This window comes from Pseudomonas sp. MF4836 (genome assembly GCF_002018875.1).
In the GTDB taxonomy this organism is placed as follows: Bacteria; Pseudomonadota; Gammaproteobacteria; order Pseudomonadales; family Pseudomonadaceae; genus Aquipseudomonas.
Genome location: NZ_MVOL01000002.1, coordinates 431,270 through 453,060, shown reverse-complemented (window position 1 = coordinate 453,060; position 21,791 = coordinate 431,270). Strand labels below are relative to the sequence as shown.

The 21,791-nt window shown below is 65.7% G+C and carries 24 protein-coding genes; 23 read left to right on the top strand and 1 reads right to left on the bottom strand.

Annotation, left to right across the window (positions count from 1 at the left end; genetic code table 11):
- Positions 1-55 precede the first annotated feature (55 nt).
- The 3 genes from MF4836_RS05440 to trxC all read left to right on the top strand — a co-directional run bounded on the left by MF4836_RS05440 (position 56) and on the right by trxC (position 2,507).
- The gene (locus tag MF4836_RS05440) at positions 56-997 is read left to right on the top strand and encodes a hypothetical protein (protein ID WP_078469487.1); all 942 of its coding nucleotides are present in this window, start codon (positions 56-58) and stop codon (positions 995-997) included.
- 24 nt (positions 998-1,021) lie between these two features.
- Positions 1,022-1,972: a hypothetical protein gene (locus tag MF4836_RS05435; RefSeq protein ID WP_078469486.1), complete on the top strand. Its 951-nt coding sequence runs from the start codon at positions 1,022-1,024 to the stop codon at positions 1,970-1,972.
- Between the two features lie 100 nt (positions 1,973-2,072).
- Positions 2,073-2,507: a thioredoxin TrxC gene (trxC, locus tag MF4836_RS05430; RefSeq protein WP_020297328.1), complete on the top strand. Its 435-nt coding sequence runs from the start codon at positions 2,073-2,075 to the stop codon at positions 2,505-2,507.
- Positions 2,508-2,551: 44 nt separating this feature from the next.
- Here the strand turns inward: trxC and MF4836_RS05425 are convergent, their stop codons facing one another.
- Positions 2,552-3,322 carry a ParA family protein gene (locus MF4836_RS05425; RefSeq protein WP_078469485.1) on the bottom strand — a complete coding sequence of 257 codons (771 nt, stop codon included), beginning with the start codon at positions 3,320-3,322 and terminating at the stop codon, positions 2,552-2,554.
- A gap of 346 nt (positions 3,323-3,668) precedes the next feature.
- Between MF4836_RS05425 and MF4836_RS05420 the strand changes: the two genes are divergently transcribed.
- The 20 genes from MF4836_RS05420 (at position 3,669) to MF4836_RS05325 (ending at position 21,779) form a co-directional block, all read left to right on the top strand.
- Positions 3,669-4,403, top strand: a complete 735-nt coding sequence (locus MF4836_RS05420) for a beta-ketoacyl synthase chain length factor (protein WP_078469484.1) — start codon at positions 3,669-3,671, stop codon at positions 4,401-4,403.
- On the top strand, positions 4,379-5,200 hold the full coding sequence (locus MF4836_RS05415) for a lysophospholipid acyltransferase family protein (RefSeq protein WP_020297331.1): 822 nt from the start codon (positions 4,379-4,381) through the stop codon (positions 5,198-5,200). The genes MF4836_RS05420 and MF4836_RS05415 overlap by 25 nt, the downstream gene beginning before the upstream one ends.
- Entirely contained in the window at positions 5,169-5,441 is a 273-nt protein-coding gene (locus MF4836_RS05410; RefSeq protein ID WP_020297332.1) for a phosphopantetheine-binding protein, read from the top strand. Before MF4836_RS05415 ends, MF4836_RS05410 begins: the two co-directional genes overlap by 32 nt.
- 9 nt (positions 5,442-5,450) lie before the next feature.
- The gene (locus MF4836_RS05405; protein WP_078469483.1) at positions 5,451-5,705 is read left to right on the top strand and encodes an acyl carrier protein; all 255 of its coding nucleotides are present in this window, start codon (positions 5,451-5,453) and stop codon (positions 5,703-5,705) included.
- Positions 5,702-6,247, top strand: coding sequence for a hypothetical protein (locus MF4836_RS05400; RefSeq protein WP_078469482.1), 546 nt, complete (start codon positions 5,702-5,704; stop codon positions 6,245-6,247). Before MF4836_RS05405 ends, MF4836_RS05400 begins: the two co-directional genes overlap by 4 nt.
- On the top strand, positions 6,244-7,923 hold the full coding sequence (locus MF4836_RS05395; RefSeq protein WP_078469481.1) for an acyl-CoA synthetase family protein: 1,680 nt from the start codon (positions 6,244-6,246) through the stop codon (positions 7,921-7,923). The genes MF4836_RS05400 and MF4836_RS05395 overlap by 4 nt, the downstream gene beginning before the upstream one ends.
- 62 nt (positions 7,924-7,985) lie before the next feature.
- Positions 7,986-8,720 (top strand): glycosyltransferase family 2 protein, encoded by a 735-nt coding sequence (locus tag MF4836_RS05390; protein WP_078469480.1) that lies wholly within the window; start codon positions 7,986-7,988, stop codon positions 8,718-8,720.
- Entirely contained in the window at positions 8,717-9,652 is a 936-nt protein-coding gene (locus MF4836_RS05385) for an LpxL/LpxP family acyltransferase (protein ID WP_078469479.1), read from the top strand. Before MF4836_RS05390 ends, MF4836_RS05385 begins: the two co-directional genes overlap by 4 nt.
- Positions 9,633-11,180, top strand: coding sequence for an HAL/PAL/TAL family ammonia-lyase (locus MF4836_RS05380; RefSeq protein WP_078469478.1), 1,548 nt, complete (start codon positions 9,633-9,635; stop codon positions 11,178-11,180). The genes MF4836_RS05385 and MF4836_RS05380 overlap by 20 nt, the downstream gene beginning before the upstream one ends.
- On the top strand, positions 11,170-11,595 hold the full coding sequence (locus MF4836_RS05375) for an acyl-CoA thioesterase (protein WP_078469477.1): 426 nt from the start codon (positions 11,170-11,172) through the stop codon (positions 11,593-11,595). Before MF4836_RS05380 ends, MF4836_RS05375 begins: the two co-directional genes overlap by 11 nt.
- Entirely contained in the window at positions 11,592-12,212 is a 621-nt protein-coding gene (locus MF4836_RS05370; protein WP_078469476.1) for an outer membrane lipoprotein carrier protein LolA, read from the top strand. The genes MF4836_RS05375 and MF4836_RS05370 overlap by 4 nt, the downstream gene beginning before the upstream one ends.
- Positions 12,196-14,538, top strand: a complete 2,343-nt coding sequence (locus MF4836_RS05365; protein ID WP_078469475.1) for an MMPL family transporter — start codon at positions 12,196-12,198, stop codon at positions 14,536-14,538. The genes MF4836_RS05370 and MF4836_RS05365 overlap by 17 nt, the downstream gene beginning before the upstream one ends.
- Positions 14,532-15,707, top strand: coding sequence for a sodium:proton antiporter (locus MF4836_RS05360; RefSeq protein WP_078469474.1), 1,176 nt, complete (start codon positions 14,532-14,534; stop codon positions 15,705-15,707). The genes MF4836_RS05365 and MF4836_RS05360 overlap by 7 nt, the downstream gene beginning before the upstream one ends.
- Positions 15,694-16,941 (top strand): NAD(P)/FAD-dependent oxidoreductase, encoded by a 1,248-nt coding sequence (locus MF4836_RS05355; RefSeq protein ID WP_078469473.1) that lies wholly within the window; start codon positions 15,694-15,696, stop codon positions 16,939-16,941. Before MF4836_RS05360 ends, MF4836_RS05355 begins: the two co-directional genes overlap by 14 nt.
- Positions 16,938-17,696 (top strand): class I SAM-dependent methyltransferase, encoded by a 759-nt coding sequence (locus MF4836_RS05350; RefSeq protein ID WP_078469472.1) that lies wholly within the window; start codon positions 16,938-16,940, stop codon positions 17,694-17,696. Before MF4836_RS05355 ends, MF4836_RS05350 begins: the two co-directional genes overlap by 4 nt.
- Positions 17,693-18,178 carry a DUF3261 domain-containing protein gene (locus MF4836_RS05345; RefSeq protein WP_078469471.1) on the top strand — a complete coding sequence of 162 codons (486 nt, stop codon included), beginning with the start codon at positions 17,693-17,695 and terminating at the stop codon, positions 18,176-18,178. The genes MF4836_RS05350 and MF4836_RS05345 overlap by 4 nt, the downstream gene beginning before the upstream one ends.
- Positions 18,175-19,371, top strand: a complete 1,197-nt coding sequence (locus tag MF4836_RS05340) for a beta-ketoacyl-[acyl-carrier-protein] synthase family protein (RefSeq protein WP_078469470.1) — start codon at positions 18,175-18,177, stop codon at positions 19,369-19,371. Before MF4836_RS05345 ends, MF4836_RS05340 begins: the two co-directional genes overlap by 4 nt.
- Positions 19,368-19,832, top strand: a complete 465-nt coding sequence (locus tag MF4836_RS05335) for an ApeP family dehydratase (RefSeq protein WP_078469469.1) — start codon at positions 19,368-19,370, stop codon at positions 19,830-19,832. Before MF4836_RS05340 ends, MF4836_RS05335 begins: the two co-directional genes overlap by 4 nt.
- Positions 19,825-20,553, top strand: coding sequence for a 3-oxoacyl-ACP reductase FabG (gene fabG / locus MF4836_RS05330; protein WP_078469468.1), 729 nt, complete (start codon positions 19,825-19,827; stop codon positions 20,551-20,553). Before MF4836_RS05335 ends, fabG begins: the two co-directional genes overlap by 8 nt.
- On the top strand, positions 20,553-21,779 hold the full coding sequence (locus MF4836_RS05325) for a beta-ketoacyl-ACP synthase (protein ID WP_078469467.1): 1,227 nt from the start codon (positions 20,553-20,555) through the stop codon (positions 21,777-21,779). Before fabG ends, MF4836_RS05325 begins: the two co-directional genes overlap by 1 nt.
- The last annotated feature ends 12 nt before the right edge of the window (positions 21,780-21,791 follow it).

The following is a 21,791-nucleotide window of genomic DNA, read 5'->3' as shown; positions in this document are numbered from 1 at the left end:
CCGGTTCGCCCATGCCGCGAACCCTGCCCCCGCTGATCCTCTGCACGAGCCCACCATGAAACGTTGCTGCCTGCTGCTGTTGCCACTGCTGCTCTCACTGACCGGATGCAAGGAAGACTTCGCGACCCTGCACTTCCAGGACTCGGTGCGTTCCGACCCCAAGGCCGGCCCGCAATTCTCCGACCAATTGGTGCACGAGGCGTACAAGCAGAGCATTTACACCGCGCTCAGCGCCCAAGGCCTGGACCCGGATGCCATCGCCCTGGAGCGCGACGCGGAGGATGACAAGGTGATCCACCTGCGCCTGGCGGACCGTTCCCTGAGCCCGGAACAACGAGGCAGCCTCAGGTCCCTCTTCGAAGGGGTCACCAACGCGCGAAAGGCCAGCTCGATGAACCTGCGCCTGGACCTGGATAACGCCCATGCCAGCGTCACCCCGTCCGGCTCCAGCGGGCTGCCGGACAGCATCGACGCCAGCCTGGAGTTCGACCCGACCTTCGAAATGCTGCTGGCCCGCAGCTATGAGGACACCATGAGCGCCATCGTCAGCGAGAGCGAAATCGAAGGCCCGGTCACTTGCAAGATCACCGCCCACCTGAAAATGCCCGAGCGCTTGCAATTGATCGCCTATGAAGCCCTCGAGGACGACCTCAGGGAGCCCGGCCTGATCTCATTGATGATCCGCAGCAGCATCGCCAAGGTACCGCTCAGGGTGCATTTCGATGACCCGGACCTGAACCGGCACCTGCAACAGAAAAACGTCCAGATCTGGCCATCGAGCTCGAAAATCACCCGGCCCGCGCCTGTTCCGTTCGACGAATTCGCCATCAGCATCGGCTCCATCGGCGTGCAGAAGCTCACAACCGCCCAGTCTTTCGACACCCGCAAAGATGAGCTGCAAGCGCTGTGCGATCAAAAGATGCAGACCCTGGGCCGGCCATTTACGTTTCAGATGGGCCGGACCCTGGATCGTTTGAGCCGGGTCGATTACCTGTAACCACTTGCGCGACAAGGATCCCCATTGAACCGACGCCTCTGCATGACCGCCCTGCTGCTGATGCTGCTGACCGGCTGCAAGCAGACCTACCTCACCCTGCATTTCCAGGAAGAGGTGGGTAACCCCAAGCAGGCCAGAATCGTGCCGTACTTTGAGGAGACCATCACCCAGATGGCCGCCGGGATCGGCATCGAGGCCGGCGACATCGGCCTGGAGATGGACCGCCAGGACGACAAGACCCTGCATATCAAACTGGACAGCAGCGTGCCCGAGGCCCAGCGCCTGCGCCTGCGAGAACTGTTCGACGAGATCGTCCAGGCCCGTGCAGCCGGCACCTTCGAAGCGGTGCTGGAGATCGCCCCGGAAACCGGGAAATACACCAGCGCCGACTACCGCAAAAAGGCCATGGACCTGCCGCGCCGCTTGCCGCTGCCCCTGGAACCGGTGAAGTTCGCCGACGTCATGTTTCAGTTCTCGGCAGAGGAATTGGCCACCGGCAAGCTCGCAGCCGCCGGCACCCCCAACGAGGCGTTTTGCCAATACCAGGCCACTGTCCGGCCACCGGGCATGCCGTTCAGCCAGATGGGCAGCAAGGCCGGGACCGGAAAAGGCGATTACAACCTGTACCTGCAGTGGAAAGAGGACAAGCACGCGCCCGCGCAGTACCTGTTCGGCAACATCACCTTCGTCAACCCCACGCTCAACCAGCAGCTGTTCGACAACCGCATCACATTGGGTGCAATCAAAACCTCCTGGGGTACGCGCCCCAATCGCCGGGCCGACCGGGTCGGGTTCAATGTCGGCTCCCTGGGCCTGCAGCACCACGAGGACGGAGAGATTTCGCCCCTGCAAAACATAGGGTTCATGGGCCGCTGCGAGCGTATGGCCATGGCCCTGGGTCGGCCCTTCACCTTTTACATCGGCCGTTCCATGGACCGCCTGGTCAGCGTCGAGCAGGCCCCGTCCGCCCCGTGAATCCGGGGCGCCACGTCGGCACCTGCCTGCCGGCGCCGACTTGATATTCACCTCGGGCGCCGCCATTTAAGGCGCTCTACCCTGCTTGCGGAGCCCAACCATGTCCGAGCCACTGCTGATCCCCTGCCCTCATTGCAACGGTCTCAACCGCATCCCCGGCGAGCGCCTGGGCGACCTGCCCAAGTGCGGGCGCTGCAAGGCCGAGGTGTTGCTGGGTAAACCCTTTGAACTGACCCAGGGCGATTACGCCAGCCAGATCAAGGGCGACCTGCCGTTGCTGGTGGATGTCTGGGCGCAGTGGTGCGGGCCGTGCACATCCTTCGCCCCGGTGTTCGAACAGGCGGCGGCCCAGCTCAAGGGCAAATGCCGGCTGGCCAAACTCGACAGCGAAAGCAATCAGCAGTTGTCGGGGCAATTGGGGATTCGATCGATTCCCAGCCTGATCCTGTTCAAGAACGGCCGGGAAGTCGCCCGCCAGAGCGGCGCCCTGCCGTTGCCGCAACTGCTGGGCTGGTTGCGCAGCCAGGGCATCTGAGGCCCTGCGCCGGCCAATGAGGGGCTTGCCCCCTCATGGTGGAGTCAGGCGTTTTCCAGCAGATTGTGCAGCTCGACAAATTGCTGAGTCAGCTTGTGCCGTGGGTCGAGGTGGATCAGCGGCATGTTGGCCTGGTGCGATTCACGCATGCGCACCGAGCTGGCCAGGTACACCGGCAGCACCGGCAGGCCTTCGGCTATCAACTCGTCGAGGATCTGCTGCGGCAGGCTGGCCCGGGCCTGGAACTGATTGACCACGATCCCTTCCACTTGCAGGTCTTCGTTGTGGTCTTCCTTCAATTCTTCGATTTCTGCCAGCAGGCCGTATAGCGCCTGGCGTGAGAAGCTGTCGCAATCGAAGGGGATCAACACCCGATCAGCGGCAATCAATGCGGATACCGCATAAAAATTCAGGGCCGGCGGGGTGTCGAGGTAGATCCGGTCGTAATCTTCGGACAACTCGTCGAGCAATTTGCGCAGTTTGTTGATCTTGTGCTTGGCCTCGAGCTTGGGTTGCAGGTCGGCCAGCTCGGCGGTGGCGGTGACCACGTGCAGGTTGTCGAACGGAGTCTCGTAGATATCCACCTGGTTTTTCTTCGAAAACGGCCCGGACGACAGGGTCTGCTTGAAGAAATCGGCAATGCCCATGGGAATGTCGTCGCCGGTCAGGCCGGTGAGGTACTGGGTGGAGTTGGCCTGGGCATCCAGATCCACCAACAAGGTGCGATAACCCTCGCTGGCGCTGACCGCCGCCAGATTGCAGGCAATACTCGACTTGCCCACGCCACCTTTCTGATTGAACACCACACGCCGCATGTCAAAACCTCCGTGTATCAAAGATCAGCGAGTGTAGTAGCCCTGGTTGCCGCTTAGCTACCTCGTTGGCGCCCCACTCGCACACGAGCCCAGCCGGCAGTGGAAAATATCATCCTAAGCCCCCGTATTACCGATGGGCTGCATTATTTTTCGGGGTAAAAGATGTCAAAATGACATCTCCGCATGAGAAGCGTCTTATTTCTTCAAGCAAATGTAACCAATATTTGCTACAAGCCAGCCGCACCGGGATAATGCGCGCCACTCGGCCATAGGGCCACGTAGAGTCGGTTCGCTATCAACGCGACTCACCGCGTCAAGGAAGCCCGCAGGGGCGGGATGAAAACCAGTGATCAAGTTCAACATCGCTCAATGGCGCGCATGGGCCCCTGGGCTCGAAAGCGTGGACGATTGGCAGGCCTGGAGCCGCCAACCGACCGTGCTTGCCAGCAGCGATGCCGCCCCCGACGTGTCCTTCCTGCCCGCCATGCAACGCCGACGCCTGAGCCGCCTGGCACGAATGGCCTTCAGCGTTGGCTGGCCCTTGGCCGAAGGCCTGGAACACTTGCCCCTGGTGTTTGTTTCACGCCACGGCGAAACCCCACGCACCTTCGACATTCTCAGCGACCTGGCCGCCGGCCAGCCCCTGTCGCCGACCCAGTTCAGCCTGTCGGTGCATAACGCGGTGATCGGCCTGTGGTCGATCATGCGCGGCGAAACCAGCGAAATGACCGCCCTCGCCGCCGCCGGCGACGGCCTGGAACACGGCATGCTCGAAGCCGCCGCGCTGCTCGCCGAAGGCGCCCCGGCGGTGCTGCTGCTGATCACCGAAGAGCAGCCGCCACAGGCCTATGCCGAATGGATCGACGACGTGCCCTTTCCTTATGCGGTCGGCCTGCTGCTGACCCCGGGCGACGACTGGCAGCTGTCCCTCGGCAGCGCCGGCGATGGCAGCGCGTCTGAAGACAGCCCGCGAGCCCAGTGGCCCCATGCCCTGAATCTGTTGCGTACCCTGCTCACCCCGCAGGCCACCTGCCAACATGCCTGGAAGAATCGTGTATGGACCTGGCAACGCAACCGGTAAGCGCGAAACCGCGCGATGCCTACTACTGGCGCCTGATGGCCACGGCAGCGAGCTTTACGCTGTTCGGTCTAGGTAGTTTGTGCCTGCGCCTGGTGATTTTTCCGCTATTGAGCTGCCTGCCGGGCACACCCGAGGCGCACCAGCGTCGTGCCCGCGCGACCATCAGCCGGCTGTTCTGGCTGTTTATCCGGTTCATGGCCCGCTGCGGCGTGCTGACCTATGACGTCCAGGGCGCGGAGAAACTCGGCCGCCCGGGGCAGATGATCATCGCCAACCACCCGTCGCTGATCGACGTGGTGTTTCTGATCGGCCTGGTGCGCAACGCCAACTGCGTGGTCAAACAGAGCCTGTGGCAGAACCCCTTCACCCGCGGCCCGGTGCGCGAAGCCGGCTATATCAGCAATGACGGCAGCATGGACATGCTCGATGCCGCCGGCCAGGCACTGCAGGACGGCCAGACCCTGATCATTTTCCCCGAAGGCACGCGCACCGTACCGGGCCAGGCACCGGCCTTTCATCGGGGCGGGGCAGCGATTGCCCTGCGGGGTGCGAGAATCCTCACCCCGGTGGTGATAAAGGTCAGCCCGACCACCCTGACCAAGGCCGAACCCTGGTACCGCATCCCGCAACGTCGCGTGCACTTCAGTTTCCGCGTGGGTGCCGATATAGACCCACAGACCTTCGCCGCTCAAGGCCCCGCACCCCAGGCCTCGCGTAAACTCAACGACCACTTGCATCACTATTTCATTAAGGAGCTCGCCTCAGATGAGCAATCTGCACCCGGACTTAACCCTTGAGATCAAGCTGTTGATCATCGACGCCCTGGGCCTCGAAGACATCAGCGCACAGGATATCGGCAACGAGCAGACCCTTTTCGGCGACGGCCTGGGCCTGGACTCGGTAGACGCCCTGGAACTGGGCCTGGCGATCCAGAAGAAGTACGGCATCAAGATCGACGCCGACGCCAAGGACACGCGCAATCACTTCAGTAACGTGGCGAGCCTTGCGGCCTTCGTCACTGCAAAACAGGCAGCTTGAGACCGGACCATGCAAACTCGTGACGATATCTTCAACACCCTGCGCGATGCCCTGGTCGAACTCTTCGAGCTGGAACCCGAGCGCGTGAGCCTTGAGTCCAACCTGTACCAGGACCTGGAAATCGACAGCATCGACGCGGTCGACCTGATCGACCACATCAAGCGTCAGACCGGCAAGAAAATCGCCGCCGAGGAATTCAAGTCGGTGCGCACCGTCAATGACGTGGTCGAGGCGGTCTACCGTCTGGTCCAGCCGGCCGCATGAGCCGTCTGATCGGCCTGGGCCTGCTGCTGGCGGGCTTGCTGTACCCCTTTGCGGTGTATTTCGGCATGGAGCACTTCGCCCCGTGGCAGTTCGGCCTGTTGCTGGGCGGCCTGTGGCTGGCCCGCGCACTGACCGGCGAACGGCGGGCCAGCAGCCTGTGGATGGCGGCGGCGGCCATGCTGTTCTGCCTGCTGCTGGCGCTGTTCGACAGCCCGCAATTGCTGCGCTGGTACCCGGTGCTGATCAGCAGTTTCATGCTCGGCCTGTTCGGCCTGAGCCTGAAATACGGCCCGCCGGTGGCCGAGCGCCTGGCGCGCCTGCGTGAGCCTGCGCTGCCGCCCAAGGCGATTCGCTACACACGCCAGGTCACCGTGGCCTGGAGTGTGTTTTTCCTCTGTAACGGATTGCTCGCCGCCGCCCTGACCCTCTGGGCGCCGCTGAGCTGGTGGACGTTGTACAACGGCCTGATCGCCTACGGGCTGATGGGCTTGCTGTTTGCCATTGAATGGCTATTACGACAACGCGTACGAGGCCGCGCATGAATTGGATCAAGCTTGAGCACCTGCTGCTCAAGGCTCACCCGGGGCGGACGGTGACCTTCGACCCGGTACTCGACCACAGCGCCCTGCACGACCAGGCGCTGCGCCTGGCCGCCGGGCTCCAGGCCCGGGGCGTGCAACGCATGGCCCTGCACCTGGAAGATGCCGCGCAACTGGCCATCGCCCTGCTCGGCGCCTGGCGGGCCGGGGTCAGCGTACTGCTGCCGGCCGACCTGCAGGCCCAGACCCGCCAGCGCTGGTCCGGTGAGGTCGACCTGTGGCTCACCGACCTGGAGCACGACACGCGCCTCGCTGCCCTGTTGCAGGCGCCGCTGCCGGCTGCCGAGCTGGACCTGGCGCAGTGCCGCTTGAGCCTGTGCACGTCCGGCTCCAGTGGCGAACCCAAGCGCATCGACAAGACCCTGGTGCAACTGGCCAACGAGGTCCAGGCCCTGGAACAGCTGTGGGGCGCGGAACTGGGCAGCGCCTGCATGATTGGCAGCGTCGCCGCGCAAGACATCTACGGCCTGCTGTTTCGGGTGCTGTGGCCGCTGTGCGCCGGGCGCCCGTTCGTGCGCCGCCAGTTGCCGTTCCCCGAAGACCTGCAACGCGCCAGCCGCGAGTACCCGGCCTTTGCCTGGGTCGCCAGCCCGGCGCTGCTCAAGCGCATGGGCGACAACCTCGACTGGCCGGCCTTGAGCCAGGTCAGCCGGGTGTTTTCCTCGGGCGGCGCCTTGCCCGCCGAGGCCGCGCACAGCCTGCAACAGCGCTTGGGCCAATGGCCGACCGAGATTTTCGGCAGTTCGGAAACCGGCGGCATCGCCTGGCGCCAGGGCGCGAGCCTGTGGCAACCCTTCGCCGGCGTGCAGTTGAGCCAGGACGCGGACGGCGCGCTGCTGATTGCCTCGACCTACCTGCCAGAAGGGCATGTCGAACACAGCGCCGATGCCGCACGAATCGAGGCCGATGGCCGTTTCGAGCTGCTCGGGCGCCTGGACCGGATCGTCAAGCTGGAAGAAAAACGCATCTCCCTGCCCATGCTCGAACAGGCCCTGGCCAGCCATGCCTGGGTCAGCGAAGCGCGCCTGGGCGTGGTCCAGGAAAACCGAGCCTCCCTCGGCGCCGTGCTGGTCTTGAGCGAAGCGGGCTTGCAGGCCCTGCGCAACGGCGGCCGCCGCCACCTGACCCAGTCCCTGCGCCAGCACCTGAGCCAGCACTGCGAAGCCCTGGCCCTGCCGCGCCGCTGGCGGTTGCTGCGCCAGTTGCCGCTGAACGCCCAGGGCAAGTTGCCCCAGGCCGAGGTCGAGGCTCTGCTGCTGGCACCGCGCCCACAAGCGCCTGAAGTGCTGGAACAGCACGAACAGGACGGCGAGTGGAACCTGCAACTGAGCATTCCCCCGGACCTGGCCTATTTCAGCGGGCACTTCCCGCAGACCCCGGTATTGCCTGGGGTGGTCCAGGTCGATTGGGCCCTGGCCCTGGGCCAGCAACTGCTGGACCGGCCGGGCCGCTTTGCCGGCATGGAAGTGCTGAAATTCCAGCAACTGGTGCGCCCCGGCGACCAGGTGCAATTGCACCTGCGGTTCGACGATGAACGCGGCAAATTGTATTTCGCCTACCGCAACGACACGGCGGCCTGTTCCAGTGGGCGCATTTTGCTGGAGGCAGCCTGTGGATAAGTTTTATCGGGGAACCCGCGTGTTCCGGGCCATTGGCCGCAGCCTGCGGCAGGGGGCGGTCGATGCATAAGCCCTGTGCGGTGATTCCGGTTTATAACCACGAAGGCGCGGTGCCGGCGGTGGTCGAAGCCCTGCTCGCCGGTGGCTTGCCCTGCGTGCTGGTGGACGACGCCAGCAGCCCGGCCTGCGCGGCGGTCCTGGAACAACTGGCCAAGCGCGAGCAGGTGTTCCTGATCCGCCTGGCACTGAACCAGGGCAAGGGCGGCGCGGTCATGGCCGGGCTGCGCGAGGCCTCGCGCCTGGGCTTCAGCCACGCTCTGCAGGTGGATGCCGACGGCCAGCACGACCTGCGCGATGTGGATAACTTTATCGCCAGCTCCCGCGCCCACCCCGAGGCACTGATCTGCGGTTATCCACAGTACGACAGCAGCGTGCCCAAGGGCCGCCTGTATGCCCGTTACCTGACCCATGTCTGGGTCTGGATCAACAGCCTGTCGTTGCAGATTCCCGACTCCATGTGCGGCTTCCGGGTCTACCCGCTGCCGCCAGTGCTGGCGCTGATCGATTCGGTCAAACTCGGCAAGCGCATGGATTTCGATCCCGAGGTCCTGGTGCGCCTGGCCTGGCGCAATCAGCCGATGCGCTGGCTGCCGACCAAGGTCCACTACCCCACCGATGGCCTCTCGCACTTTCGCCTGCTGCACGACAACGCATTGATTTCCAGCATGCACACCCGGCTGTTTTTCGGCATGTTGCTGCGGGCGCCGCAGATCCTCTGGCGACGGTGGCGAGCATGAGTCAGCAACAGCATTGGGCCGAGCATGAAGAGCGCGGCAGCTTCTGGCTGATGAAGCTCACCGCATTCGGGGTCAGGATCCTCGGGCGGCGGGTGCTGAGCCCGGTGCTGTACGCCATCGTTCTGTACTTTTTCCTGTTCGGCCGCAACGCCCGACACAGCGCCTGGCAGTATCAGCAACGGCTCGCCGACTGGAGCGGACGCAACGAACTGCGCCCGACCCAGCGTCGGGTGTTCGGCCAGTTCATGGCCTTTGCCGACGCCCTGCTGGACAAGCTCGACGTGTGGAACGGCAAGCTGCGCATCGAGCAGATCGAGATTGTCGACCCGGCGCTGCTGCGCAACGAATTGCGCGGCGAACGCGGGCAGATGCTGGTGGGCGCGCACCTGGGCAACCTCGAAGTCTGCCGCGCCCTGGCGGAACTCGGTGAGCAGGTGACCATGAACGTGCTGGTGCACACCAAGCACGCCGAACGTTTCAACCGCCTGCTGGGCGAGGCCGGGGCCACCAACCTGCGGCTGATCCAGGTCAGCGAGCTGGACCCGGCGATCATGCTGCAACTGAGCCAGCGCCTTGACCGCGGCGAGTGGCTGGCGATTGCCGGCGACCGCGTGCCGCTGCACGGCGGACGCAATGTACGGGTGGATTTCCTCGGCCATCCGGCGGCATTCCCCCAAGGCCCGTGGCTGCTGGCCGGGCTGCTCAAATGCCCGGTCAACCTGCTGCTGTGCCTCAAGCATCAGGGTCGCTACCGGGTGATCCTCGAGCCCTTCACCGACGCCGTGGCCTGGAAACGCAGCGACCGCGAGCAAGTGATCGCCCAGTGGACCGCCCGCTACGCCGAACGCCTGGGCCAGTACTGCCTCGAAGCGCCGCAACAGTGGTTCAACTTTTACCCATTCTGGAAGACCGATGACGACGCATCCGCTTGAGCCGGTAACCTTCGGCGAACTCCCCTTGCGCATCGAAGACGTGCTGGCCCTGGCCAACCGTCAGGTGCCCGTGCAACTGCAAGGTGATGCCGGGTTTCGCCAGCGCATCGCCAAGGGCGCGCAGTTTCTCGACTCCTTGCTCGACAAGGAAGGCGTGATCTATGGCGTCACCACCGGCTACGGCGACTCCTGCGTGGTCGCGGTGCCGCTGCAACACGTCGAAGCCCTGCCGCGCCACCTGTACACCTTCCACGGGTGCGGGCTGGGCAAGCTGCTGGATGCCCAGGCCACCCGCGCGGTACTGGCGGCGCGCTTGCAGTCGCTGTGCCACGGCGTGTCCGGGGTGCGGGTCGAGCTGCTGGAGCGCCTGCAGGCTTTTCTCGAACACGATATCCTGCCGCTGATCCCGGAAGAAGGCTCGGTCGGCGCCAGCGGCGACCTGACGCCGCTGTCCTACGTGGCTGCGACCCTGTCCGGCGAGCGTGAAGTCCTGTTCCGTGGCGAACGCCGTCAGGCCGCCGACGTGCACCGGGAACTGGGCTGGGACCCGCTGGTGCTGCGCCCCAAAGAAGCCCTGGCGTTGATGAACGGCACCGCGGTGATGACCGGCCTGGCCTGCCTGGCCTTCGCCCGCGCTGATTACCTGCTGCAACTGGCAACCCGCATCACCGCGCTGAACGTAGTAGCCCTGCAAGGCAACCCCGAGCATTTCGACGAGCGCCTGTTCGCCGCCAAGCCGCACCCGGGGCAGATGCAAGTGGCGGCCTGGCTGCGCCAGGATTTGGCCATCGACGCACCGACCGCGCCGCTGCATCGCCTGCAAGACCGCTACTCCCTGCGCTGCGCGCCCCACGTCCTGGGGGTGCTGGCCGACAGCCTGAACTGGCTGCGCGCGTTTATCGAGACCGAGCTCAACAGCGCCAACGACAACCCGATCATCGACGCCGAAGCCGAGCGCGTGCTGCACGGCGGGCATTTCTACGGCGGGCACATTGCGTTCGCCATGGACAGCCTCAAGACCCTGGTGGCCAACGTCGCCGACCTGCTCGACCGGCAGCTCGCGCTGCTGGTGGACGTGCGTTACAACCACGGCCTGCCGAGCAACCTGTCCGGCGCCAGCGCCGAGCGCGCGATGCTCAACCACGGCTTCAAGGCAGTGCAGATCGGCACCAGTGCCTGGACCGCCGAAGCCCTGAAAAACACCATGCCGGCCAGCGTGTTCTCGCGCTCCACCGAGTGCCACAACCAGGACAAGGTGAGCATGGGCACCATCGCCGCCCGGGACGCGATTCGCGTGCTGGAGCTGACCGAACAGGTCGCCGCCGCCACCCTGCTGGCGGCCAACCAGGGTGTGTGGCTGCGCGCCCAGTCCGCCGATGCCCGCCCCCTGCCTCCGGCCCTGGCTGCGATGCACGCAGAGCTGGCCAAGGACTTCCCGCCGGTGATCGAAGACCGCGCCCTGGAAGGGGAACTGCGCCTGTGCCTGCAACGCATCGCCGAGCAACACTGGAGGCTGCATGCGCAGTAAGGGAGTGCTGCACGCCGACACCCAGATCCTGGTGCCGTTTTTCGACGTCGACACGATGCACGTCGTCTGGCACGGGCATTACGTCAAATACCTGGAGGTCGCCCGCTGCGCCTTGCTCGATCGGATCGGCCACAACTACACGGCCATGGTCGAGTCGGGCTACGCCTGGCCGGTGATCGACCTGCAACTGCGCTACGTGCGCGGCGCGGTGTTCGGCCAGACCCTGAACGTACGCGCCAGCCTGGTGGAGTGGGAAAACCGGCTGAAGATCAATTACCTGATCACCGACCTCGCCAGCGGCGAACGCCTGACCCGCGCCAGCTCGGTGCAGGTCGCGGTGGACATGGCCAGCCGCGAGATGCAACTGGCCTCGCCCCGGGTCTTTACCGACGCCGTGGCCAAGGTGCTGCTATGAGCCGGTTGAATTTCCTGCCTCTGGCCAGGGTGGCCCTGTCGGGCCTGGTGCTGCTGGGGTTCAGTTCCCTGGCCCAGGCCTTCGACCTGCAACAACTCAGCGAGCAGTTGGCCAAGCCCGAGGTCATCCACGGCAACTTCATCCAGGAAAAGCACCTGCGGGCCCTGCCCCAGCCCCTGACCAGCAAGGGCACGTTCGTCCTGGCCAAGGACCACGGCCTGCTCTGGCTGCTGAAAACGCCGTTGCAGCAGGACTACCGCATCACCGGCCAGGGCATCGCCCGGCGTGACGCCAATGGCTGGCAGATGCTCCCGGGCAAAAGTGCCGGCGCCGAGCAGAACCGCCTGTTCCTCGCGGTGTTGCAAGGCGACAGCAGCGGCCTGCAGCGCGACTTCGAACTCAAGCTGGCGGGCGACGCCCAGGACTGGAAACTGACCCTGACCCCGCGCTCGCTGCTGCTCAAGCAAGTGTTCACCCAGATCAATATCGACGGCGGTGCCCTGGTGCAGCGCATCGAACTCCTGGAAACCCAGGGCGACAGCACCCTGCTGCAGATGCGCGACAGCACCAGCAGCCAACCTTTGAGCGCAGCGGAGCAACATGACTTTGCCCAGTGAGCGCTGGTTGCCCAGGCTGTTCCTGATCCTGCTGGTGGCGGTGCTGGCCCTGGCCGGCTGGCAATGGCGCCAGGGTGCGCCGTTGTCGGCCAACCTGATGGAGCTGGTGCCGGGCACTGCCCCGGACGCCCTGGAGCTCAAGGCCGAGCAGCGCATGCAAGAGCCGCTGAACCGCGAAATGCTGGTGCTGGTGGGCCATGCCGAGCGTCAGCAGGCGGTGGCCATGGCCCAGCAACTGGGTGAGCGCTGGCAGGCCAGCGGGCTGTTCGAAAAGGTCCAGTGGAACCTGCAAGCCGACCTTCCGGCACTGCGCAGCCAACTGCTGCAAGGCCGGCTGGCGATGCTCTCGGCGGCCGACCGGCAACAACTGATTGAACACCCCGCGGCCTTTATCCAGCAGCGGGTCCAAGCCTTGTTCGACCCCTTTACCGGGTTCAGCCTGGTGCCGAGCCAGGATGACTGGCTGGGCCTTACCGGGCGCATCCAGAACAGCCAACCGCAACGCGGCGCAGTGCAACTGGACATCGGCAGCGGCGCCCTGGTGGCCGACGCCGACGGCAAAAGCTGGGTCCTGCTGCGGGCGCGCACCACCGGCAACGCCTTTGATATGAGCCTGCCGTTGCAGGTGGCCGAGCTGCTCCGGCAAAGCCGCGAACAGGCGAGCCAGGCCGATGTGCAATTGCTGGCCGCCAGCGGCCAGCTGTACGCCGCCAATGGCCAGCAGCAAGCCACCCGGGAAATCACCTGGGTCGGCGGCGGTGCGACCGTGGGCATTCTGCTGCTGTTGCTCCTGGCGTTCCGCCGGCTGCGGGTGCTGCTGGCGTTTGTGCCGGTGCTGGTGGGCATGTTGTTTGGCGCGGTGGCCTGCGTGGCGCTGTTCGGCCATATGCATGTGATGACCCTGGTCCTGGGCTCGAGCCTGATCGGCGTCGCGGTCGACTACCCGCTGCATTACCTGTCCAAGAGCTGGAGCCTGAAACCCTGGCACAGCTGGCCGGCGTTGCGCCTGACCCTGCCGGGCCTGAGCCTGAGCCTGGCCACCAGTTGCATCGGGTACCTGGCGCTGGCCTGGACCCCGTTCCCGGCCCTGACCCAGATCGCCGTGTTCTCCGCGGCTGGCCTGCTCGGCGCCTACCTGTCGGCGGTGTGCCTGCTGCCGGCCCTGCTCAAGGGCGCTGACCTGCGCCCGGCGCAATGGCCGCTGCGGGTTGCGCAGTGCCTGCTGCAACTGCGCGAAGCCCTGCTGCGGCGAGTGCCGAGCCCGGTGCTGTTGGCACTGTTGGCGGTGTTCTGCGCCGCCGGGCTGTGGCAGCTGACCAGCAAAAACGATATTCGCCAGTGGGTCGGTGCACCGCCGCAGTTGCTCAACGAAGCCCAGGCCATTGCCCGCATCACCGGCTATCAGCCCACCAGCCAGTTCTTCCTGGTGCGCGCCGCCGACCAGCAGCAATTGCTCGAACGCCAGCAAGCCCTGGGCGAGCGCCTGGGGCAATTGGTCAAGCAGGGCAAGTTGCAGGGTTACCTGGCGCTCAATCAACTGGTCAACCTGCCCAGCGACCAACAGCAACTGCGTGAGGCCCTGACGCGCCTGCCGCAGTTCTGGCAGCCGCTGCTGGACCTCGGCGTGCCGGCCAGTGCCCTGCAGGCCGAGCTGGCCCAGTTGCAGGCGCTGCCGGTGCAGGACATCGATGCCGCCCTCGGCGGCCCGCTGGCCGAACCCTACCGCACACTGTGGCTGGGCGCCGGCCCCGAGGGCGTGGCGGCCATGGTCAGCCTGCAAGGGCTGAACGATGCCGGCCTGCTGCGGGCCCAGGCCCAGGACCTGCCCGGGGTGCAACTGGTGGACCGGCTTGGCGAATTGAATAAAGTCTTTGCCGCAACCCAGATCAGTGCCGCCGAACTCAAACTCGCCTCCTGCGTGCTGATCGTGTTGCTGCTGATTCTGCCGTTCGGCCTTGGCGGGGCCCTGCGCATCGTCGCCCTGCCGCTGTTGGCGGCCCTGTGCAGCCTGGCCAGCCTCGGCTGGCTGGGGCAACCGCTGACCCTGTTCAGCCTGTTCGGCCTGCTGCTGGTGACCGCCATCAGTGTTGACTACGCCATCCTCATGCGCGAGCAGATCGGCGGCGCCGCCGTCAGCCTGCTGGGCACCCTGCTGGCGGCCCTGACCACCTGGCTGTCGTTCGGTTTGCTGGCCATCTCCAGCACCCCGGCGGTGAGCAATTTCGGGCTGTCGGTCAGCCTTGGGCTGGCCTTCAGCTTTATGCTCGCGCCCTGGGCCGGGCAGCAGCAACACCACGCCAAGGTGACGGAGCCAAGCCCATGCTGATCGCCCTGTTCTGGTGCCTGGCCCTGGCGCTGTTTGCCCTGGCGACCGTCGTCGGTCGGCGCCTGGGCCTGATCCCGATCGTCAGCCAGTTGCTGCTGGCAACCTTCGGCCTGCCCCTGCTGATGCTGCTGTGGATCGAGCCGCACTGGCAGTTGAGCGGCGCCCAACTGGTGTCCCCGGTGTGGCTGAAAAACCTCTACAGCCTGAGCTTCGCCCTGCTGCTGGGGCATATCCTGAGCGACGTGATCGACCTGCGCCTGGACCGCCAGAGCCTGAAGATCGCCCTGCCGAGTTTCATCATCCCCTTCGCCTGCGGCCTGGCGATCGCCTTCTGGCTGCTGCCGCCGCAGCCGTGGCTGAGCTCCCTGGCAGTGGGCCTGCTGTTTGCGATCACCGCGATCCCGGTGCTCTACCTGTACCTGCGCCATATCAACTACCCGGCCGCCGCCACTCGGCGCCTGGTGCAGACCGCGATCCTGATCGACCTGACCTGCTGGAGCCTGTTCGCCATCGCTCAGGGCAGCCTGCACCTGGCCAGCCTCCTGCTGCCCCTGGCCGGTGCCTGCCTGCCGTTGCTCCTGCGCCTGCTCGGCCTGCGCCAGCCGCTGCTGTACAGCCTGGGCTTCTTTGCGCTGCTGGTGGTGGCCGAGCACTACAAGCTCAATGCGCTGATTTTCGGCATCGGCTACCTGCTGTGCATGGCCGCCCTCAAGGTGGCGCTGGTGCTGCCGTTACAGGCAGCCTGGATGAGCCGTTTGCAGACCTACATCGCCATCCCGCTGATCCTGACGTTCGGCATCGTGCAGATCAACGTGCACAGCGCCATGGACAGCCTGAGCTGGCTGCAACTGGGCGCCCTGCTGCTGGTGCCGATTGCCAGCAAGCTGGCCGGCAACTGGCTGGGCCTGGGCTGGGCCGGTGCGTCCTTCGCCGGTGCCAGCCGCTGGCGGGAAAGCCTGCTGCTCAATATTCGCGGCCTGAGCGAGATCGTGTTTCTCAACCTGCTGCTGCAACAACAGCTGATCAGCCCGGCGCTGTACTTTGCGCTGATGCTGATGGGCTTGATCGCGACCCTGCTGCCGGCAGTAGCCGGCATGCATCGAACCCCCTTGGTCCCTCTGAATCTGAACATCGCCGAACCGGCAAGGAGCCCCAGTGCCAACAGTTGAAATGGAACGCCGCCAGGTTGTGGTCATCGGCGCCGGCCCATCGGGCGCCATTGCCGCCGCCCTGCTCAAGCGCAAGGGCCACGACGTGCTGATCATCGAGCGCCAGCATTTCCCGCGGTTCTCCATCGGCGAAAGCCTGCTCTCCCACTGCCTGGATTTCGTCGAGGAAGCGGGCATGCTCGAAGCCGTGCAAGCCGCCGGCTTCCAATTGAAGAACGGCGCGGCCTTCGCCTGGGGCGAGCGCTACAGCGCCTTTGATTTCGGCGACACCTTCAGCAACGGCAAGCCCACCACCTTCCAGGTCCAGCGCGGCGACTTCGACAAGCTGCTGGCCGACCAGGCGGCGCTGCAAGGGGTTGAAGTGCGCTATGGCGAAGAGATCGTCAGCGCCGATTTCAGCCTGCCCCAGCCGCAGCTCGGAGTGCGCCGCGAAGACGGCAGCCAGTATCAGGTCGAGGCCCATTTCGTACTCGACGCCAGCGGCTATGGCCGGGTCCTGCCACGCTTGCTCGACCTGGAAGCGCCGTCGAACTTCCCGGTGCGCCAGGCGGTGTTCACCCACGTCGAAGACCGCATCGATCACCCCGGTTTCGAACGGGAAAAGATCCTCGTCACCACCCACCCGACCCAGCGCGACATCTGGTTCTGGAGCATCCCCTTCAGCAACGGCCGGTGCTCGGTGGGCGTGGTCGCGGCCAAGGAACATTTTGTCGGCCGCGACCAGGACCTGGACCAGTGCCTGCGCGGCTTTATCGCCGAGACCCCGAGCCTGGCCAAGGTCCTGGCCAACGCGGTATGGGACACCCCGGCGCGGACCATCGGCGGCTACTCGGCCAACGTCAAGAGCCTGCACGGCCCGGGCTTCGCCCTGCTGGGCAATGCCGCGGAATTCCTCGACCCGGTGTTCTCTTCCGGGGTCACCATCGCCATGCGTTCGGCGAGCATGGCCGCCGCCGTGCTGCATCGTCAGCTGCAAGGTGAAAGCGTCGACTGGCAGCTCGAGTTTGCCGAGCCGCTCAAGCGCGGGGTCGACACCTTCCGCTGCTACGTCGAAGGCTGGTACGCCGGGACCTTCCAGGACGTGATCTTCCACCCCGGCAGCTCGCCGGAAATCCGCCGCATGATCAGTTCGATTCTCGCCGGCTACGCCTGGGACGAGCGCAACCCGTTTGTCAGCGAACCCAAGCGCCGCCTGCGCATGCTCTCGGAAATCTGCGCGACGGAGGTGGCATGAGCAGTCCCCAGCCACAGTACCTGAGCGATAAGTACGTCGAGGAAACCCGCTTCGGCTTCTGGTTCCTGCGCAGCCACACCTGGCAGCACCATGTATTGCGGGTGGCGATCAACGACCTGCGCTCGCTGTTCACCCGCGACCTGCCCGACAACCCGGTGCTGCTCGACGCCGGTTGCGGCCAGGGCAAGTCGTTCCAGCACCTGCGCCAGGTGTTCGCGCCCCAGCGCCTGATCGGCCTGGATGCCGACCCCCACAGCCTGGAACTGAGCGCCCAGGAAGCGGCGCGCCAGGGCATGCAGGTGGAACTGATCGGCAGCGACTGCGCGACCCTGGACGTGCCGGACGCCAGCGTCGACCTGCTGTTCTGCCACCAGACCTTCCACCACCTGGTGGAGCAGGACAAAGCCCTGGCCGAGTTCTACCGGGTGCTCAAGCCCGGCGGCTATCTGCTGTTTGCCGAGTCCACCGAGGCCTACATCGACACCTGGGTCATTCGCTGGCTGTTCCGCCACCCGATGCACGTGCAGAAAAGCGCCGCCCAGTACCTGGACATGATCCGCAACCAGGGCTTCGAGTTCACCCCGCAGAACGTCTCCTACCCCTACTTGTGGTGGAGCCGCTCGACGGATTTCGGCCTGCTGGAACGCTTCGGCCTGCGCCGCCCGAAACCCTTTGGCCAGCGTGAAGAGACCCTGGTCAACGTGGTGGCGCGCAAGCCCTTGGACGAGCACTGCGCGCCAGGGCAGCCGGCATGATCCGCGCCCTGCTGGTGGGTTGCCTGTTACTGCTGGCCGGTTGCGCCAGCCAGGCGCCGCTGCCCGCAAAAACCCCGAGCCTGGCCCTGCCGTTGCAGCTGCATATCGAGCGTGAGCAGGCAGCGCAACGCCAGGACTGGCTGCTGGTGATCCAGGCCGAAGGCGCCGGCCTGCGCTGGTCGCTGATGGACCCCTTGGGCATTCCCCTGGCCCGCCAGCGCCTGATCGATGGCCAGTGGCAGGCCGATGGCCTGCTGCCACCCAACCCCGAAGCGCGGGAGCTGTTCGCCGCGCTGCTGTTTGCCCTGACGCCAGCCGCCGAGCTGTCCGAGAATTACCCCGCTGCGCAGGCCCGGGGCGAGCAACGCAGCCTCGCCCCGCGCTGGCAGCTCCGTTATCGCCAACCATTGGATTTCCAGTTGAACCTGCCTCAAGGCCTGCAATACCACGTCAGCCCGTTGACCGCCGAGCGCGCGCCATGACGGCCTACCTCAACGCCCTGGGGCTGATCTGCGCCCTCGGACGGGACAAACAACAGGTGGCCCGCAGCCTGTTTGCCGGTGACTGCTCAGGCATGCGCGACGAAGCCGGCTGGGTACCCGAGCGCAGCCTGCCGGTGGCGGCGGTCAAGGGCCCGCTGGCGGCCCTGCCCGCGCACCTGAGCCGGCAGCACAGTCGCAATAACCAGCTGCTGCTGGAGGCGGCGCTGCAGATCCGCGACGACATCGATCAGGCGATCCAGGCCTACGGCCCGGGGCGCATTGGCGTGGTGCTGGGCACCAGTACTTCGGGCATCGACGAAGCCAGCCGTGGCATCGCCCATTACCTGCGCGACCAGCACTTCCCGGCCCACTACGACTACCAGCAGCAGGAACTCGGGGCACCGGCGAACTTTCTCGCCGACTGGCTGCAACTGAGCGGTCCGGCCTACGTGATTTCTACCGCCTGCACCTCCAGCGCCCGGGCCCTGATGAGCGCCCGGCGCCTGCTGGACCTGGGGTTGTGCGACGCGGTGTTGTGCGGCGGGGTCGACAGCCTGTGCCAACTGACCCTGAATGGGTTTTCGGCGCTGGAAGCCGTCAGTGGCCAGCGCTGCAACCCATTTTCGGTCAACCGCGACGGGATCAATATCGGCGAGGCTGCGGTGCTGTTCCTGATGAGCAGGGAATCCGACACGCAGCAGCCCATCGCCCTGCTGGGCGGCGGCGCGAGTTCCGATGCGCACCATATTTCCGCGCCCGAGCCCAGCGGCCGGGGCGCCCTGCAAGCGATGCGCAAGGCCTTGAGCAGTGCCGGCCTGGCAGCGCAGCAGATCGGTTACCTGAACCTGCACGGCACCGCCACCCAGCACAACGACGCCATGGAAAGCCTGGCCGTGGCCGAGCTGTTTCCCGAAGGCGTGCCCTGCTCGTCGACCAAGCCCATGAGCGGCCACACCCTGGGCGCCGCCGGGGCCCTGGAAGCCGCCTTCTGCTGGCTGAGCCTGGCCGCCGACAATCGGCAACAGGCCCTGCCACCCCATGTCTGGGACGCCCAGCCCGACCCGCAATTGCCCGCCCTGCGCTGGGTCGGCAGCGCCGATCGCCTGGCCACGGGCGCACCGCGCTGCCTGATGAGCAACTCCTTTGCCTTCGGCGGCAACAACGTCAGCCTGATTATCGGAGACGCCCCATGATCCCTTGGCCACTCGCCGAACTGCTGCCCCACGCGGGCGACATGATCCTGATCGATCAGGTCCTGGGGTTCGATGAAGAACAGATCCACACCCGCCTCACCGTCAAGCCCGGTGGCCTGTTCAACCGCGCCGACGGCAGCCTGCCGGCCTGGCTCGGCATCGAGCTGATGGCCCAGAGCGTGGCCGCCTATGCCGGCTGCCGCGCACGCCAGCAAGGGCAGGCCGTGGAGCTGGGTTTTTTGCTCGGCACGCGCAAATTCGAATGCAATGTGGAACACTTTCCGGCCGGCAGCGAGCTGCGCATCCACGCCCTGCGCTCCCTGGAAGACGACAACGGCATGGGCGTATTCGAGTGCCACCTCAGCGGCCCGGGCATCCAGGCCAGCGCTCGCCTCAACGTGTTCCGCCCGCCGCACGCGGCCCACTATCTCGACGAAACACAGGAACCCCGCCATGACTGAATCCGTACTGGTCACAGGCTCCAGCCGTGGTATCGGCCGCGCCATCGCCCTGCGCCTGGCCCAGGCCGGGCATGACCTGGTGCTGCACTGCCGCACCGGCCTCGCCGAGGCTCAAGCGGTACAGGCCGAAGTCCAGGCCCTGGGCCGCAATGCGCGCATCCTGCAATTCGACGTCGCCGACCGCGCCACCTGCAAGGCCATTCTTGAAGCCGACGTCGACACCCACGGCGCCTATTACGGCGTGGTACTCAATGCCGGGCTGACCCGGGACGGCGCCTTCCCGGCCCTGACCGAGGACGACTGGGACGACGTGCTGCGCACCAACCTCGACGGTTTCTACAACGTGCTGCACCCGGTGATGATGCCGATGATCCGGCGCCGCGCCGCCGGGCGCATTGTCTGCATCACCTCGGTCTCCGGGCTGATCGGCAACCGTGGCCAGGTCAACTACAGCGCCTCCAAGGCCGGTGTGATCGGTGCCGCCAAGGCCCTGGCCATTGAGCTGGGCAAGCGCAAGATCACCGTCAACTGCGTGGCCCCGGGCCTGATCGACACCGCCATGCTCGACGAGAACGTCCCGGTGGAGGAACTGATGAAAATGATCCCCGCACAACGCATGGGCACCCCGGAAGAAGTCGCCAGTGCGGTGAACTTCCTGATGTCAGCCGAAGCGTCCTACATCACGCGCCAGGTGCTGGCCGTCAACGGAGGCCTGTGCTGATGAAACGCGTGGTCGTCACCGGCATGGCCGGCATTACCTCCCTGGGCAGCGACTGGGCCACCATCGCCGGCAACTTCAGCGCCAACCGCAGCGGCATCCGGCGCATGGACGAGTGGGATCGCTTTACCGAACTCAACACCCGTCTAGCGGGGCCGATCGATGACTTCAAGGTTCCGGCCCACTGGACCCGCAAACAATTGCGCAGCATGGGCCGGGTTTCGCGCCTGGCCGTGGGCGCCGCCGAGCAGGCGCTGGCCGACGCCGGGCTGCTGGGCGACGAGTCGATCAAGGACGGGCGCATGGGCGTGGCCTGTGGCTCGTCCACCGGCAGCACCGACGAGATCAAGGCCTTCGGCAACATGCTGCTGAACTCGGTGGCAGAAGGCCTGAACGCCAACTCCTACGTGCGCATGATGCCCCACACCACGGCGGCCAATATCAGCATCTTCTTCGGCCTCACCGGGCGCCTGATTCCCACCTCCAGCGCCTGCACCAGCGGCAGCCAGGGCATCGGCTACGCCTATGAGGCGATCAAGTTCGGACGCTTGCCGCTGATGCTCGCCGGCGGCGCCGAAGAGCTGTGCCCCACCGAAGCCATGGTGTTCGACGCGCTGTACGCCACCAGCCTGAAAAACGACGCCCCGCAAACCAGTCCTCGGCCCTACGACAGCGGCCGCGACGGCCTGGTGATCGGTGAAGGCGGCGGCATGCTGGTGCTCGAGGAACTGGAGCACGCCCTGGCGCGCGGTGCGCACATCCACGCGGAAATCGTCGGTTTTGGCAGCAACGCCGATGGCCAGCACACCACCCGGCCGGAGCAGACCACCATGCGCCGGGCCATGGAGCTGGCTCTGGAAGACGCCGGCATCCCGGCGTCCGCCATCGGCTACGTCAACGGCCACGGCACGGCCACCGAACAGGGCGACATTGCCGAAACCCTGGCCACCAGCAGCCTGTTCGGCAGCGGCATGCCCATCAGTTCGCAGAAGAGCTTCCTCGGCCACACCCTGGGTGCCTGCGGCGCGCTGGAGTCGTGGTTCAGCATCGAGATGCTCAACCGCGATCAGTACGTGCACACCTTCAACCTCGATGAGGTCGACCCCCGTTGCGGCGAACTGGACTACCTGCGCGGCGAGTTCCGGCAGATGAGCCATCAGTACGTGATGAACAACAACTTTGCCTTTGGCGGGGTCAACACATCGTTGATTTTCCGCCGCTGGTCGTAACCGCCCCACCCC